General features: G+C 73.8%; 14 protein-coding genes. 7 read left to right on the forward strand and 7 right to left on the reverse strand.

Going from position 1 to position 15,110, the window contains the following annotated elements; all coding sequences use genetic code 11:
- Positions 1-33: 33 nt before the first annotated feature.
- Entirely contained in the window at positions 34-504 is a 471-nt protein-coding gene (locus AC067J_RS00880) for an SsgA family sporulation/cell division regulator (protein ID WP_478295813.1), read from the reverse strand.
- A 273-nt stretch (positions 505-777) separates the two neighbouring features.
- On the opposite strand from AC067J_RS00880, the gene AC067J_RS00885 reads away from it, so the two are divergent.
- Complete coding sequence (locus AC067J_RS00885; RefSeq protein ID WP_478295814.1) at positions 778-2,433, forward strand: alpha/beta hydrolase; 1,656 nt, start codon at positions 778-780, stop codon at positions 2,431-2,433.
- Positions 2,434-2,710: 277 nt separating this feature from the next.
- On the forward strand, positions 2,711-3,127 hold the full coding sequence (locus tag AC067J_RS00890; protein ID WP_478295815.1) for a hypothetical protein: 417 nt from the start codon (positions 2,711-2,713) through the stop codon (positions 3,125-3,127).
- A gap of 54 nt (positions 3,128-3,181) precedes the next feature.
- Here the strand turns inward: AC067J_RS00890 and AC067J_RS00895 are convergent, their stop codons facing one another.
- Positions 3,182-4,102: a LysR family transcriptional regulator gene (locus AC067J_RS00895; protein WP_478295816.1), complete on the reverse strand. Its 921-nt coding sequence runs from the start codon at positions 4,100-4,102 to the stop codon at positions 3,182-3,184.
- 77 nt (positions 4,103-4,179) lie between these two features.
- Between AC067J_RS00895 and AC067J_RS00900 the strand changes: the two genes are divergently transcribed.
- Both AC067J_RS00900 and AC067J_RS00905 read left to right on the forward strand, forming a co-directional pair.
- Complete coding sequence (locus AC067J_RS00900; RefSeq protein ID WP_478295817.1) at positions 4,180-4,995, forward strand: CTP synthase C-terminal region-related (seleno)protein; 816 nt, start codon at positions 4,180-4,182, stop codon at positions 4,993-4,995.
- Positions 4,992-5,702, forward strand: a complete 711-nt coding sequence (locus AC067J_RS00905; RefSeq protein WP_478295818.1) for an HD domain-containing protein — start codon at positions 4,992-4,994, stop codon at positions 5,700-5,702. The genes AC067J_RS00900 and AC067J_RS00905 overlap by 4 nt, the downstream gene beginning before the upstream one ends.
- Positions 5,703-5,742: 40 nt before the next feature.
- Here the strand turns inward: AC067J_RS00905 and AC067J_RS00910 are convergent, their stop codons facing one another.
- The 3 genes from AC067J_RS00910 to AC067J_RS00920 form a co-directional block, all read right to left on the reverse strand.
- Positions 5,743-6,276: a GNAT family N-acetyltransferase gene (locus tag AC067J_RS00910; RefSeq protein WP_478295819.1), complete on the reverse strand. Its 534-nt coding sequence runs from the start codon at positions 6,274-6,276 to the stop codon at positions 5,743-5,745.
- Between the two features lie 68 nt (positions 6,277-6,344).
- On the reverse strand, positions 6,345-6,941 hold the full coding sequence (coaE, locus tag AC067J_RS00915) for a dephospho-CoA kinase (RefSeq protein WP_478295820.1): 597 nt from the start codon (positions 6,939-6,941) through the stop codon (positions 6,345-6,347).
- Between the two features lie 83 nt (positions 6,942-7,024).
- Positions 7,025-7,678, reverse strand: a complete 654-nt coding sequence (locus AC067J_RS00920) for an MBL fold metallo-hydrolase (protein WP_478295821.1) — start codon at positions 7,676-7,678, stop codon at positions 7,025-7,027.
- An 82-nt stretch (positions 7,679-7,760) separates the two neighbouring features.
- Here AC067J_RS00920 and AC067J_RS00925 point away from each other — a divergent pair, with 82 nt between their 5' ends.
- A complete protein-coding gene (locus AC067J_RS00925; RefSeq protein WP_478295822.1) occupies positions 7,761-8,843 on the forward strand; it encodes an ATP-binding cassette domain-containing protein in 1,083 nt (360 codons plus the stop codon).
- Positions 8,840-9,658, forward strand: a complete 819-nt coding sequence (locus AC067J_RS00930) for an ABC transporter permease (protein ID WP_478295823.1) — start codon at positions 8,840-8,842, stop codon at positions 9,656-9,658. Before AC067J_RS00925 ends, AC067J_RS00930 begins: the two co-directional genes overlap by 4 nt.
- Positions 9,659-9,720: 62 nt before the next feature.
- Here AC067J_RS00930 and AC067J_RS00935 read toward each other — a convergent pair whose 3' ends face one another.
- Both AC067J_RS00935 and rpsA read right to left on the reverse strand, forming a co-directional pair.
- Entirely contained in the window at positions 9,721-12,003 is a 2,283-nt protein-coding gene (locus tag AC067J_RS00935) for an MMPL family transporter (RefSeq protein ID WP_478295824.1), read from the reverse strand.
- Between the two features lie 249 nt (positions 12,004-12,252).
- Positions 12,253-13,743: a 30S ribosomal protein S1 gene (gene rpsA, locus AC067J_RS00940; RefSeq protein WP_030307517.1), complete on the reverse strand. Its 1,491-nt coding sequence runs from the start codon at positions 13,741-13,743 to the stop codon at positions 12,253-12,255.
- Positions 13,744-14,158: 415 nt separating this feature from the next.
- Here rpsA and AC067J_RS00945 point away from each other — a divergent pair, with 415 nt between their 5' ends.
- On the forward strand, positions 14,159-15,106 hold the full coding sequence (locus AC067J_RS00945) for a class I SAM-dependent methyltransferase (RefSeq protein ID WP_478295825.1): 948 nt from the start codon (positions 14,159-14,161) through the stop codon (positions 15,104-15,106).
- The last annotated feature ends 4 nt before the right edge of the window (positions 15,107-15,110 follow it).

Below are 15,110 nucleotides of genomic sequence, written 5' to 3' on the forward strand. Positions count from 1 at the left end.
ACCCCCGCCCCACCGCCTCCGGGACCGGCCGGCTCACGGCCCCGGCGAGGCGGCTCCGCCGTCGCAGAGGCGGCGGAGCAGGTCGTCCAGGTCGAGGTGGGTGGGCTCACGGCCGGACGGGACGAGGCTCTCCGTCCGGGCGAGGAAGGTCCTGACCCGCTCGGCCGGGGCGCGCAGGACGACGCTGCTGCCCTCACCGGTGAGGGTGATGAAGACGACGCCCGAGCGCCTGCCCGCGCCGGGGTGGACGGAGACGCTGCCGATGCCGGCCCGGCCGTACAGGCCGGCGGCGAGCAGTTCGCGGGCGAAGACCCAGGTGATCGGCGCGTCCAGGTCGGTGTGGTTGTCCAGGAAGACGGCGTACGGGTCGGCGGTGCGGTAGCGCAGCCGCGCGGGCACGGAGACGGTCAGGCCGGGGCAGACGACCACGCGGAGGTCGAGGGCCATCGCGCAGCCCTCCTCGGCGGCGCGCTGCGCGGGGACGCGCGGGGTCTCGTGCGTCATGACCGCCCCCGGGGGAGGAACCGGGGGCCGGTGGGACGGGCGCCGACGGCAAGCCGGGCGCGCAGAATCGTTTCTTCACGGAAGCCGCCGCGGGCGGAGAAGTCAGGGCTCACGGCAGGAACAACGAGCCACCCCGGCTTCGGCAACCCATCCCGCACGCCCCGAACGGTGGATCATCCCCGCCGCCCGGCGGGCGGCGCCCCGGCCCCGTCCCTAGGCTGGCGCCACGGCCCAGACGCCCCGGCCCGGCCGCGCCCGAGGAACGGAACCCCCATGCACTCTGTCGTACGCGGTGCCGGCGCCCTGGGCCTGGCCGCGGCGCTGCTCGCCACGGTGGCCTCCTGCGGGAGCGACTCCTCGGACCCCGGCCCGTCCGGCTCCCCGTCCCCCTCCTCCTCCACGAGCGCCACGAGCGCCACGGGCACCACGGCCGCCACCACCACCGCCACCGCCACCGCCACGACGGCCCCGGCCACCGTCCCGCCCCTGCCCGCCGCGCTCACCGGCCAGCAACTCGCCTGGCAGACCTGCCCGGCCCCGTCCGTCGCCGAGGGCAGCGGCCCCGCCCCGGGCACGCCCTGGGAGTGCGCCACCCTCAAGGCGCCGCTGGACTACGCCGCGCCGGACGGCCGGACCGTCGACCTCGCGCTGATCCGCGCCAAGGCCACCGGCCCCGAGCCCCGGATCGGCTCCCTGATCTACAACTTCGGCGGCCCCGGCGGCTCCGGCATCACCACCCTGCCCGGCCTCGCCGAGGACTACGCCGACCTCAACACCCGCTACGACCTGGTGAGTTTCGACCCGCGCGGAGTCGGCAACAGCGTCGGCGTGCGGTGCCTCGACGACCGGGCCACGGACGCGTCCGCCGCCGTCGACGGCACCCCCGACACCGACGCCGAGGTCACGGCCCTGGACGCCGCCAACGCCCGGTACACCGACGCCTGCGAGCAGAACTCCGGGCCCGTCCTGCCGTTCGTCGACACCGTCTCCACCGCCCGCGACCTGGACCTCATGCGCCAGGTGCTCGGCGACCCGAAGCTGCACTACTTCGGCCTCAGCTACGGCACCGAACTGGGCGGCGTCTACGCGCACTTGTACCCGCAGAACGTCGGGCACCTGGTGATGGACGCCGTGGTCGACCCGACCAAGGATCCGGTCCAGTCCTCGCTCGGCCAGGCCAAGGGCTTCCAACTCGCCCTGGAGAACTTCATGAAGGCCTGCGCCGCCCAGGCCGGCCCGGTCTGCCCGACCGGCCAGGGCGGCGCCGAGGGGACCGAGCGGATCACCGCGCTCCTCCGCGACCTCGACGGCAAGCCGCTGCCCACCGACAGCGGCCGGCAGCTCACCCAGGACCTCGCCGTCACCGGGATCGCCGCCTCCCTGTACAGCCGGCAGACCTGGAACGCCCTCGCCGTCGGGCTCCAGGAGGCGATGAAGGCGGGCACCGGCACCACCCTCCTCGCGCTCGCCGACGCCTACCTCGGCCGCGACGAACAGGGCCGCTACAACAACTCCGCCCCCGCCAACCGGGCCATCACCTGCGTCGACGACAAGCAGCGCTACACCGACGCCGACGTCCGGGCGCAGCTGCCGGCGTTCCGCCAGGCCTCGCCGGTGTTCGGCGAGTTCACCGCCTGGGGCCTGACCGGCTGCACCGACTGGCCGGTGCCCGGCCGGGGCGACCACCCGGAGGTGTCCGCCCCGGGTTCGGCCCCGATCCTGGTCGTCGGCAACACCGGCGACCCGGCCACCCCGTACGAGGGCGCCCAGGCGATGGCGGAACAGCTCGGCGAAGGCGTCGGCGTCGGCATCACCCTGGAGGGCCAGGGCCACGGCGGCTACGACACCGGCAACCCGTGCCTGAAGCAGGCGGTCGACGGGTACCTGCTCGCCGACCAGGTCCCGGCCGCGGGCACCGTCTGCCGGTGACCCCGCTCCGGACGGCCCGCCCCGGGCATCCCCTGCCCGAAGGCCCCTCCCCCGGCAACCCGCCGCCGAAGAGCCTTCCCTGACGCCCCGTCCGAACCTCCCGCCCGACGGACCCGCACGGCAACCCGCACGGACGGGCAACCGCACCCCGGCAGCCGCACCCCAGCAGCCCCGCCCCGGCAGCCCCGCCCCAGCGGCCCCGCCCCGGCAGCCCCCACCCCGGTGGCCGGCCGCGGCCCGGCACGCCCTACCGTGGGCCCCGGAAAGGGGTACCGCCATGAGCGCCAACTCGCTGCCACCGCAAGGAAACCTGGCCCTTCTCGACCCTTCCCGGCCGTTCGCCGACCGGGTCGCGGGGCTGGTCCGCGCCTGGGAGGACGACGGCCGGGCGGCCTACCGCCTGGTGGACGGGCGGGCCCTGCTCGCCCTGTACTGCTGGCACCTGGGCGCCACCCGCCACGGCGGCGGCCCGGACACACCGGACAGCCCGGCCACGGACGCGTACGTCACCGCCGCCTTCGCGGCGAACGGCGGCACCGCCGGCTGGGACGCGCTGCTCCGCGAACGGGCCGTCTGCTCCTGCCACGGCCAGAGTTGGCGGCTGGAGAACATCTCCGTCTGCCTCGGCTGCCTGGGGTACGTCTGCTACGAGAACGCCGGACCGTGCTGCCCCGGAGCCGCCGTCGTGGGGTGAGGCTGCGGCATCCACTGCATCACCCCGCCGCTCCCTCTCCCGCCTCACCCCGCCTCAGCCCGCCTCGCCGCGCCCCACTCCTCCGCGCCGCGCCGCGGTGCCGAGCAGCCGGGCCAGCTCCGCCGCCGGTCCGTCCGGCAGGCTCCCGTGGACCAGCTCCGTCCGGTGCACCAGCCGCGGCGCGCGGACGGGGACGGCCACCACGCCCGGGGCGCCGTCGAGGACCGGCGCGGGGAGGACGGCGAGGCCGTGGCCGGCGGCGACCAGGGCGAGCAGGCCGCGCACGTCGGTGCCGAGGTAGCGGGCGGCGGGGCGGAAGCCGTCGACGGCGGTGGCGGCCCGCAGCCGGGCCGCGGTCGGCGCCAGGCCGGGGGCGTCCAGCCAGCGGGCGGCGGACAGGTCGGCCAGCGCGAGGCCGGGGCGGCCGGCCAGCGGGTGGCCGCCGGGCAGGGCGACGGCGAGCGGCTGTTCGGCGACCGCGACGGTGCCGAGCGGGCCGACGTCGGGCAGCGGGAGCGGATCGCTGGGCGCGGCGAGGCCGTCGACCAGGGCGAGGTCCACGGCGCCGGTGGCGACCTCGGCGGGCAGCTCGTCCTGGGCGACCACCCGGACGGTCAGGTCGGTCCGCGGGTACGCCCGGCGCACCTCCGCGAGCGCGCTCCCCAGGATCGCACCGACCGCCAGCGGGGTGGCGCCGACCACCAGGCGGGCACTCGGGGCACCGACCAGGCGTGCGACGTCGGCGCGCGCCGCGTCGAGGCGCAGCAGCAGCGAGGCGGCGTGCTCCAGCAGCCGCGCGCCGGCCTCGGTGGGGCCGACCGGGCGCCGGCTGAGCACGGCGGCCCCGAGGTCCGCCTCCAGCGCGGCGATCTGCTGGGAGACCGCGGACTGCGTGTAGCCGAGTTCGCGGGCGGCCTCGGAGAACGAGCCCAGCCGGACCACCGTGACGAAGGTGCGCAGCTGCTGTGGATCCACTGGGCATCAGACTCTCTGATCGAAAGGTAAGAAATCATCGTTGGCGCTGATGTCGCAACGAGGGTCAGGATAGCTGCATGACCTACCGGACCCCGCGCCTCGCCCTGGTCGGCGACCGCTCCCCCGCCGTCCGCTCGCACGCCCGCGTCCCCGGCCTGCTCGACGTGCTCGCCACCCGCGAACAGCTCGTCCTGGACGCCTACTGGATCCCCACCGAGGACGCCGACGGCCCCGGGGCCCTCGACGGCTTCGACGCGATCTGGCTGCTGCCCGGCAGCCCGTACCGGAGCGAGGCGGGCGCCGTGGCCGCCGTCCGCACCGCCCGTGAGCAGCGCATCCCCTTCCTCGGCACCTGCGCCGGCTTCCAGCACGCCGTGCTGGAGTACGCGCGGGACGTCTGCGGCATCGGCGCCGCCGCGCACGGCGAGAGCCACCCCGACGAGGAGGAGCGGGTGATCGTGCCGCTCACCTGCTCGCTGGTCGGGCACGAGGGCACGGTGCACATCACGCCCGGCTCGCTCGCCGAGCGGGTCCTCGGCACGACGCGCACCCTGGAGCGGTACCACTGCGCGTACGGGCTGAACGACGCCTACCTGGAGCGGCTGCGCGCACACGGCCTGCGGTTCAGCGGCACGGACGACTCCGGGGAGCTGCGGATCCTCGAACTCCCGGACCACCCGTTCTTCCTCGCCTCGCTGTTCCAGCCCGAGCTCGCCGGGGACGGTACCCAGGTCCACCCGATGATCCGGGCCCTGGCCACCGCCGCCACCGGACACGCCACCACCGGACACGCCATCACCGGGCTCACCACCGCCGGACACGTCACCACCGGACACGTCACCGCCGGGCTCACCACCGCCACCGCCACCCGCACCGAAGGAGCGACCGCATGACCGCCGACCGCACCGGCACCGCCGCCGGCACCCGCAGCACCGCCGGCACCGCCAACACCCACGGCGCCCAGAGCGCCGCGATCGCCGGCGTGGCCGTCCCGGACAGCCGGCTCGCCACCGAGGCCACCGAGCTGGTCCGGGACACCTCCACCGAGCTGCTCTACCACCACTCACGGCGGGTCTACCTGTTCGGCGCCCTCCAGGGACAGCGCCGCGGGCTCGCCTTCGACGCCGAGCTGCTCTACCTCGCCGCGATGTTCCACGACGTCGGCCTCGCCCCCGAGCACCGTTCGTCCGGCCGCCGGTTCGAGGTCGACGGCGCCGAGGCGGCCGCCGCGTTCCTCCGCGCCCACCAGGTGCCGGAGCAGCGGGTCCGGCTGGTCTGGGAGGCGATCGCCCTGCACACCACCCCCGGCATCCCCGAGTACCTGGAGCCGGAGATCGCCCTCACCACGGCGGGCGTGGAGCTGGACGTGCTCGGCATCGGCTACCACGACCTGCCCGCCGGGGCGCGGGACGCGGTGGTCGCCGCCCACCCCCGGCCCGACTTCAAGCGCGGCATCCTCCGCGCGTTCCACGAGGGCATCGCGCCCAAGCCGGAGACGGCGTTCGGGAACGTCAAGGCCGACGTGCTGGCCCGGTTCAGCCCGGGCTTCGAGCGGACCGACTTCGTCGACGTGATCGAGGGCTCCGACTGGCCCGAGTGAACCGCCGGCCCGGGGCGGAGCGTGCCGCCCGCCCGGCCCGCTACATCGGCAGCGAGCGCAGCCGGACCGGCCCCTCGGGCCACTGCGCGCCCACGGCCAGCGGCGTCCACATGGTGCGCAGCGGCATCAGCACGACCCGCCCCTCCGGCTGCTCCACGTGGACGTCCTCCAGCAGCTCCCGCCAGCCGAGCCGCCGGTAGAACGGGACCAGCGGGGGGCGACAGAACAGCAGCGCGTGGCGGGGCCCCAGCGTCCGCGCGTGGTCCAGGGCCGTCTCGACCACCGAACGCGCCAGGCCCCGCCCCCGCTGCTCGGCGGCGACGGCGACGCCGCCGACGCCCATCACGTCCAGGTCGACGCCGCCCACCGTCAGCGGCAGCCGCAGCAGTCCGGTGTGGGCGACCAGGCGGCCGTCCTCCACCGCCCGCGCGCCGAAGTGGATCTCCTTGGAGAGCCAGGTCAGCCCGACGTCCGCGACCCCGTACGGGTCGGGGCCGTCGCCGAGGATCTCGGCCTGCTCGGCCGGGCCGTACTGGTCGAGGGGGACGATCGCCGGAGCTATGTGATCAGCCATTACTCCATGATCGCCGTCGCAGCGACGGTCTGGCCAGATCGGATTCGATCAGATCCAGTCAGATCCGGTCAGACTTGACGCGACTTCAGGTCCGACCAGACGTCAGCGACCCGCGGGGCCAAGGCCTCCAGCGGGCCGCTGTTGTCGATCACGACGTCGGCGATCGCCAGCCGGTCGTCCCGGCTCGCCTGGGCCGCCATCCTGGCCCGCGCCTCCTCCGCCGCCATCCCGCGCAGGCGGACCAGGCGCTCGATCCGGACGTCGTCCGCCGCGTCCACCACGATCACCAGGTCGTAGAGCGGGGCGAGCCCGTTCTCGGCGAGCAGCGGGACGTCGTGCACCACCACCGCGTCCGGGGCGGCGGCCGCCTCCAGCTCCGCGGAACGGGCCCGCACCAGCGGGTGGACGATCGCGTTCAGCGCCTGCAGCCGCGCCGCGTCGGCGAAGACGACCGCACCGAGCGCCGGCCGGTCCAGCGAACCGTCCGCCGCGAGCACGCCCTCCCCGAACTCGGCCACCACGGCCCTGAGCCCGTCCGTCCCGGGGGCGACCACCTCACGGGCGATCACGTCGGAGTCCACGATCACCGCGCCGTGAGCGGCGAGCAGCCGCGACACCTCGCTCTTGCCGGCACCGATGCCACCGGTCAGTCCGATCTTCAGCATGGCGCCAGGCTACCGGCGCGTACGTGCCACCTGACAAGTACGGGCCGGGGTACGTGTCAGCGACACGTACCCCGGCCCAGCCCTCAGCCCAGGTCCGGGTCCAGGTCCAGGCTCTCCCCCTCGCCCAGCGTCCGCAGCTCCGCCCCCGTCCCCGGGCCGCCCGCCCCCAGCAGCCGGGTGTGCACCGCCAGCCCCACCGGGCTGAGCAGCGCGTCGTGCACCGGCACCGCCCGCGCGGCCCCCGTCTCCCGGACGTAGTCGACCAGCTCGCCGACCTTGGTCCACGGCGCGGCGAACGGCAGCAGCAGCGTCTCCACCGGGTGCGGCGGCACGGTCAACGCGTCCCCGGGGTGGAACAGCCGGCCGTCGAAGAGGAAACCGACGTTCCCGATCCGGGGGATGTCCGGGTGGATCACCGCGTGCCACTCCCCGTGCACGCTCACCCCGATCCCGCCGACCTCGAAGGCGTCCCCCTCCCCCACCACGGCGATCCTCGACGCCACCCCGTCCAGCTGCGCGGCCACCGCGGCGTTGGTCCAGACCCGCAGCCCCGGATCCACCTCCAGCGCCGCGCGCAGCCGGGACTCCTCGAAGTGGTCCACGTGCTCGTGGGTGATCAGCACCGCGTCCGCCCCGGCCAGCGCGGCCGGATCGGTGAACGCCCCCGGGTCGACGACGACGGTCGCCCCCTCGTGCTCCAGCCGTACACAGGCATGCCCGAACTTGGTCAGTCGCATGGGCAGAACAGTACGACCTGACCGACCCTGGAAGGGTGCGTGCCGTCGACGGGCGCACACCTGCGAGGCAGGAGGTCCGGGCATGACCGACGCAATCCAGGCCGAGGGCCTGGTCAAACGGTTCAAGGAGACCCAGGCGCTGGCGGGCGTCGACCTGGTCGCCGGATCCGGCACCGTCCTCGGCCTGCTCGGCCCCAACGGCGCCGGCAAGACCACCGCCGTCCGGATCTTCGCCACCCTGCTGCGCCCCGACGGCGGACGCGCCCTCGTCGGCGGCCACGACGTGGTCCGCGAGGCCGGCAAGGTGCGCGCCCTGATCGGCCTCACCGGCCAGTACGCCGCCGTGGACGAGAACCTCAGCGGCACCGAGAACCTGCTGATGATCGGCCGCCTGCTCGGCCTGCCCCGCCCCGAGGCCCGCGCCCGGGCGGCCGAACTGCTGGACCGGTTCCGGCTCACCGACGCGGCCGGCCGCGCCGCCAAGGGCTACTCCGGGGGCATGCGCCGCCGTCTCGACCTCGCCGCCAGCCTGGTCGGCCGGCCCCGCATCCTCTTCCTCGACGAACCGACCACCGGCCTCGACCCGCACAGCCGCGGCGAGGTGTGGGAGTTGCTGCGCGGCCTGGTCGCGGAGGGCGTCACCGCGCTGCTCACCACCCAGTACCTCGACGAGGCGGACCGGCTCGCCGACGACATCGTCGTCATCGGCAAGGGCCGGGTGATCGCCGGCGGCACCCCGGACGAGCTGAAGGACCGCACCGGCGGCCAGGTGCTGGAGCTGCGCCCGGTCCGCCCGGCCGACCTCGACCGGGCGCACGCCCTGATCGGCGAGGCGGCCGGCCCGCAGACCCGGATCGAGGGCGGGGCCGTCACCGCGCCCGTCAACGACCCGGAGCTGATGCCCGCCGTGGTCCGCCGGCTGGACGCCGCCGGGATCGCCGTCGGTGAGCTGGCGCTGCGCCGCTCCAGCCTGGACGAGGTCTTCCTCGCCCTCACCGGGCACCGCGCCGAACCGGCGGCCCCGCCCGCCGAGGACCCCGGACAGCCCGCCGGACGCGAACCCGGACGCGAACCCGGACGCGAAGCCGGGCCCGGCACCGGACGCGACTCCGGGCCCGGCACCGGCCCGGAGGACGCCTACGAGCAGGCCGGGAGGCCGTCATGACCGCCGTCCTCACCGGCCGCGCCCCCGCCCCCGGCGCCGGCTCCGGCCGGGTCCGGCCGTTCGCCCCGCTCCAGCAGACCGCCACCATGGCCTGGCGCAGCCTGGTCTCCGTCAAGCACAACCCACTGGAGCTGGTGGACTTCAGCGTCACGCCGATCATGTTCGTGCTGCTGTTCACCTACGTCCTGGGCGGCCAGATGGCCGGCTCCCCGCAGGCGTACCTGCAGTACGCGCTGGCCGGGATCATCTGCCAGAACGCCCTCTTCACCACCATGTACACGGCCATGTCGCTCAACGCGGACCTGACCAAGGGGGTCTTCGACCGGCTGCGCAGCCTGCCGATCGCCCGCTCGGCGCCGCTGCTCGGGCGGATCGCCGCCGACCTGTGCAAGCAGCTCTGGGCGATGCTGCTGATGATCGGCCTGGGCATGCTGATGGGGTTCGAGCTGACCCAGGGGATCCCCGGGCTGGTCGCGGCGGCGGCCCTGCTGCTGGTCTTCACCGGCGCGGTCTCCTGGGGCGCGGTGCTGATCGGCATGCTGGCGGGCGACGCGGAGAAGGTCCAGGTCTTCGCGTTCGTGCTGATCTTCCCGCTCACCTTCACCAGCAGCGCCTTCGTCCAGGTCGACACCATGCCGGGCTGGCTCCAGGCCTGGGTGGACGTGAACCCGGTCACCCATCTGGCGGATGCCTTCCGCGGGCTGCTCACCGGCGGGCCGGTGGCCGGGCCGGTGCTCTGGTCGCTGGTGTGGGCGGCCGGCATCGCGGCGGTGTTCGTCCCGCTGGCGATGCGCGCCTACCGCGCGCGCAGCTGAGTCCGCGCCGGGCCCGGGAGCCGGGGGCGCTCGCCCCTGGGTCCCGCCCCCGCCGGCCCGCCCTACGGGGCGACGCCCGCCAGATCGGCCTCGGACACGGACACGGACACGGCCTCGGACACGGCCTCGAACTCGGCCTCGGCCTTGCCGCGCGGCGCCGGCAGGACGGCGGGCTCGATGGTGGGCAGGTCGACGTGCTCGCTCAGCCCGAACCGGTCGTGCAGGCGGCGCAGCGGAGCCGGCGCCCACCAGTTGAACTCGCCGAAGAAACTCATCGTGGCGGGGACGAGCAGGCAGCGGACCAGGGTGGCATCCACCGCCACGGCGACGGCCAGCGCGATGCCCATCTGCTTGACCATCAACATGTCGCCGAGGGCGAAACCGGCGAAGACGATCACCATCAGCAGTGCCGCCGAGGTGATGATCCGACCGCTGCGCTGGACGCCGAGCTCCACCGCCCGGGTGCAGCTGTGTCCCTTGTCACGCAGTTCCTTGATCCGGGCCAGCAGGAAGACCTCGTAGTCCATCGAGAGCCCGAACGCGAAGGCGAAGACCAGCACCGGGATGAAGGTCTCCAGGCCCCCGGTGGGGCTGAAGCCGAGCAGTCCGCTGAACCAGCCGTCCTGGAAGACCAGCGTGAGGGCGCCGAGCGAGGCGCCCAGCGAGAGCAGGTTCATCAGCAGGGCCTTGACCGGCATCACCACCGAGCCGGTCATCAGGAAGAGCAGGATCAGCGTGCCCAGCGCGACCAGACCGAGGGCGATCGGACCCCGGGTGAGCAGCTCGTGCCGGAAGTCGACCACCGAGGCCGCGCCGCCGGTGACGTGGGTGGTGAGCCCGCCGCGGTCGGCGCGCAGCTCCTCGACCACGTGCTTGGCCTGCTCGCCCTGGGGGTCGCCGTGCACCAGCACGTCGATGGTGGAGACCTTGTCGCCGACCGGGTTCACCGCCCGTACGCCGCTCACGCCGGGGATCTGCGCCACCACGTCGTCCGCGTAGGCCTGGGCGACCGGTGCGCCGCCCTCGACGACGACGGTGATCGGGGCGGCCGAGGCCTGCGGGAAGCGCTGGTCGACGGTGTCGGCGACCTGGCGGCCGGCGGAGGAGGGCGGCAACACGGCGGCGCCGGAGTTGCGCATCTCGGCGTGCAGGAAGGGGGCCCCGGCGGCCACCAGCAGCGCGGTGCAGGCGAGGGCGACGGGCACGGCCCGCTTGCGGACCCGGCGGACGGTGCGGCTGAAGAAGCCCTCGTCGGGGACGGGCGCGGCGGGTGTCCGGATCCGGCCGCCGGCGAAGCCGAGCAGGGCGGGGATCAGGGTGAGGGCGGCGGCGACGGCGATCACCACCACGCTCACTCCGGCGGCGGCGACGGCGCCGAGCACCGGGCTGGTGAAGACGAAGAGGCCGGCGAGGGCGACGGCGACGGTCAGTCCGGAGAAGGCGACGGTCCGGCCGGCGGTGGCGGCGGTCCGTTCGACGGCGGCGGCGATCGACGCTCCGTGTCCGCGTTCCTCGCGGAAACGATTCACCATGAGCAGCGCGTAGTCGATGGAGAGGCCGAGGCCCAGCACGGTGGCGATCGGCAGCACGCTGGTGTCGATGTCCATGATCTTGCTGAAGCCGAACATGGCCAGCAGGGCGCCGCCCACCGAGGCGACCGCGCCGATCACCGGGAGGCTGGCGGCGGCCAGGCCGCCGAAGACCAGCACCATGACGACCAGGGTGACCGGCAGGGTGACGATCTCGCCGAAGCGGGTGTCCTTCTCGGTCTGCTTCTTGACCTCGTCCTGGAGCACCAGGTCCCCGCCGACGGTCACCCGGGCGCCGTCGGCCCGGATGTCCGCGAGGCGCTGGGTGACGGCGGTGGTCTGCGCGGCGGTGCTGGAGTCGGCCATCCGCACCGAGACCAGGCTCGCCGTGCCGTCGGCCGACCGCAGCGCGGCGGCGCCCGGGCCGGGGCCGTAGGCGTCGACGGCCGAGGAGACCCCGGGGAGGGCGGCGATCTCGGCGGTGGCGCGGGTGACGGCGTCCCGGACGGCCCGGTCGTCCACCGGCTTGCCGTCCACCACGGCGGTGACGGTGCCCCGGGCCGGGTCGGCGGCGGTGACCACCGCGCTGCCCCGGTCGGCCTCCGAACTCGCCGAGGAGGCGCCGGCCACCGAGCCCTCGAAGACCCGGCCGCCGATCAGCACGCCTATGACCAGGACCACCGCCCAGAAACCGAGCACCCAGCGCCGCTGCCGGTAGCAGAACCGGCCGAGGGCGGCGAGGCGTCCGTCGACCCTGGAGTCGGCGGACGGGCGGGAGGCGGGGGGTGCGGGCGTCACTGCGGTGCTACGGCGCATGTGCGGGGGGTGCCTAGCGTGCGGGGCCGGTTGAGCGACCCATCGGGCAACTCACCCCAAGGTAGGTCCTAGGTCCCGAATCGCCCATAGCGATCTGATGAGCCCCTAATCACAAAATTCCTTCACATAAGGAACAAATAAACGCGGGGGAGAACATGCGGGGAAAGAACGATGGACCCCACCCGGAAACCGGGTGGGGTCCGTCGGTGACGCTATGCGCTAACGAGCACCAGCGGCGGGGTCAGAGCTTCAGCTCTGGCCACCGGCCAGCTTCTCGCGCAGGGCGGCCAGGGCCTCGTCCGAGGCCAGGGCGCCGGAGCCCTCGTCGCTGCTGGACGAGTAGGAGCCACCGGCCGCAGCGGCGACGGCGTCGCCACCCTCGGCAGCGGCCTCCGCGTCGGCCTCGCGGCTCTTGATGACCTGGGCCTGGTGCTGCTCGAAGCGGGTCTGGGCCTCGGCGTACTGCCGCTCCCACTCCTCGCGCTGCTTCTCGAAGCCGGGCAGCCAGTCGTTCGCCTCGGGGTCGAAGCCCTCCGGGTAGATGTAGTTGCCCTGGTCGTCGTACGAGGCGGCCATGCCGTACAGGGTCGGGTCGAACTCGACCTCGGCCGGGTTGGCACCCAGGGCCTCGTTGGCCTGCTTGAGCGACAGGCTGATGCGACGACGCTCCAGGTCGATGTCGATGACCTTGACGAAGATCTCGTCGCCGACCTGGACGACCTGCTCCGGGATCTCGACGTGGCGCTCGGCCAGCTCGGAGATGTGGACCAGACCCTCGATGCCCTCGTCCACGCGGACGAACGCACCGAACGGAACCAGCTTGGTGACCTTACCCGGAACGACCTGGCCGATCTGGTGGGTACGGGCGAACTGCTGCCACGGGTCCTCCTGGGTCGCCTTCAGCGACAGGGAGACGCGCTCGCGGTCCATGTCCACGTCGAGAACCTCGACGGTGACCTCCTGGCCGACCTCGACAACCTCGGACGGGTGGTCGATGTGCTTCCAGGACAGCTCGGAGACGTGAACCAGACCGTCGACGCCACCCAGGTCCACGAAGGCACCGAAGTTGACGATCGAGGAGACGACGCCGGAGCGCACCTGGCCCTTCTGCAGGGTGGTGAGGAAGGTCTGGCGGACCTCGCTCTGGGTCTGCTCCAGCCAGGCACGGCGGGACAGGACCACGTTGTTGCGGTTCTTGTCCAGCTCGATGATCTTGGCCTCGAGCTCCTTGCCCACGTAGGGCTGGAGGTCGCGGACGCGGCGCATCTCGACGAGCGAGGCGGGGAGGAAGCCGCGGAGGCCGATGTCGAGGATGAGACCACCCTTGACGACCTCGATGACGGTACCGGTGACGATGCCGTCCTCTTCCTTGATCTTCTCGATCGTGCCCCAGGCACGCTCGTACTGAGCGCGCTTCTTGGACAGGATGAGACGACCCTCCTTGTCCTCCTTCTGGAGAACCAGGGCCTCGATGTTGTCGCCGACGGCGACGACCTCGTGCGGGTCGACGTCGTGCTTGATCGACAGCTCGCGGGACGGGATGACGCCCTCGGTCTTGTAACCGATGTCGAGGAGGACCTCGTCACGGTCGACCTTCACGATGACGCCCTCGACGATGTCGCCATCGTTGAAGTACTTGATGGTCTCGTCGATCGCGGCCAGGAACGCCTCGGCGTCGCCGATGTCGTTGAGCGCGACCTGCGGGGTGGTGCTGAGGGAGGAGTCGGTGGGGCTCGTCATTAGGAAAAGGGCTCCGGTGCGGACATGAAAGTCGTAGGTAATGCCACGCGGAGGGCCCGTATCGCTCCCACCGAAAGCCGGACAGCCAAGAACACGGCGCACCGGAAAACCCGAGAAACGGGAGATCGGTGTCCGTCTTGCGACCGTGGGGTCTTCGACAGATGCGAGCGCGACCTGCTCCGTCTGAGGCGCGCAGGCCCGCAGCGCAACTTGTAGCATACGGGGACGGCCAGGCACGGTCAACGCCAAGGGCGGCAAGACGGTGGAGCCCGGCATGGAACAGGCCATATCCTCCGATTGCGCACCTCATGGGTGGCGGCCGCAGGGAGTCCTTCCCCGGATGCCACCGCCGGGACCCAGGCCCTCACGGGCCGACTCGCGGCAGCGGCGCTTCCGCAGAACCACACCCTACGCGATGGGCCTTGTCACCGTGACCGCCACCCCCCGCCACTCCGACCCCGACGAGCTCGGCGGCCCCGGCCCCGACGGCCTCGACGGCCCCGACGACCTCGCCGGCCCCGAGGTCCTCTACGGACCCGAGGGCCTCGACGACGATCTCGACGGCGACGGCGACGACGCGGTACGGCGCGCCGCCGGCACCGGCGAGAGCAGCCGGGCCAGCCGGCACTGGTGGGACCGCAACGCCGACGAGTACCAGGACGAGCACGGCGAGTTCCTCGGCGACGCCCGCTTCACCTGGTGCCCCGAGGGCCTGGACGAGGCCGACGCCCGCCTGCTCGGCGACGTCGCCGGCCGCACCGTGCTGGAGCTCGGCGCCGGCGCCGCCCAGTGCTCGCGCTGGCTGGCCGGCCGCGGCGCCCGCCCGGTCGCCCTCGACATCTCGCACCGCCAGCTCCAGCACTCCCTGCGGATCGACCTCACCCGCGGCAGCGCGCCGGTCCCCGTCGTGCAGGCCGACGCCGCCGTCCTGCCGTTCGCCGACGGATCCTTCGACCTCGCCTGCTCCGCCTACGGCGCCGTCCCGTTCAGCGCCGACACCGCCGCGCTGATGCGCGAGGTCCACCGGGTGCTCCGGCCCGGCGGCCGCTGGGTCTTCTCGGTGACCCACCCGATCCGCTGGGCCTTCCCCGACGAGCCCGGCGTCGAGGGCCTCACCGCCGTCTCCCCGTACTTCGACCGCACCCCGTACGTCGAACAGGACGAGCAGGGCCACGCCACCTACGTCGAGCACCACCGCACCGTCGGCGACCGGGTCCGCGAACTGGTCGCCGCCGGCTTCCGGCTGCTCGACCTCGTCGAGCCGGAGTGGCCGGACGGGCACGAGCAGGAGTGGGGCGGCTGGTCGCCGCTGCGCGGGCGGCTCATCCCCGGGACCGCGATCTTCGTCACCGAGCGGGGCTGACACC

Source organism: Kitasatospora sp. NPDC042419 (assembly GCF_056437345.1).

Bases quoted from the DNA above. Each gene is read 5' to 3' on its own strand.
- AC067J_RS00910 (WP_478295819.1), bottom strand. From the start codon at position 6,276: ATGGCTGATCACATAGCTCCGGCGATCGTCCCCCTCGACCAGTACGGC.
- AC067J_RS00905 (WP_478295818.1), top strand. From the start codon at position 4,992: ATGACCGCCGACCGCACCGGCACCGCCGCCGGCACCCGCAGCACCGCC.
- AC067J_RS00880 (WP_478295813.1), bottom strand. From the start codon at position 504: ATGACGCACGAGACCCCGCGCGTCCCCGCGCAGCGCGCCGCCGAGGAG.
- AC067J_RS00930 (WP_478295823.1), top strand. From the start codon at position 8,840: ATGACCGCCGTCCTCACCGGCCGCGCCCCCGCCCCCGGCGCCGGCTCC.
- AC067J_RS00925 (WP_478295822.1), top strand. From the start codon at position 7,761: ATGACCGACGCAATCCAGGCCGAGGGCCTGGTCAAACGGTTCAAGGAG.
- rpsA (WP_030307517.1), bottom strand. From the start codon at position 13,743: ATGACGAGCCCCACCGACTCCTCCCTCAGCACCACCCCGCAGGTCGCG.
- AC067J_RS00935 (WP_478295824.1), bottom strand. From the start codon at position 12,003: ATGCGCCGTAGCACCGCAGTGACGCCCGCACCCCCCGCCTCCCGCCCG.
- AC067J_RS00900 (WP_478295817.1), top strand. From the start codon at position 4,180: ATGACCTACCGGACCCCGCGCCTCGCCCTGGTCGGCGACCGCTCCCCC.
- AC067J_RS00945 (WP_478295825.1), top strand. From the start codon at position 14,159: ATGGGCCTTGTCACCGTGACCGCCACCCCCCGCCACTCCGACCCCGAC.
- AC067J_RS00885 (WP_478295814.1), top strand. From the start codon at position 778: ATGCACTCTGTCGTACGCGGTGCCGGCGCCCTGGGCCTGGCCGCGGCG.
- coaE (WP_478295820.1), bottom strand. From the start codon at position 6,941: ATGCTGAAGATCGGACTGACCGGTGGCATCGGTGCCGGCAAGAGCGAG.
- AC067J_RS00890 (WP_478295815.1), top strand. From the start codon at position 2,711: ATGAGCGCCAACTCGCTGCCACCGCAAGGAAACCTGGCCCTTCTCGAC.
- AC067J_RS00920 (WP_478295821.1), bottom strand. From the start codon at position 7,678: ATGCGACTGACCAAGTTCGGGCATGCCTGTGTACGGCTGGAGCACGAG.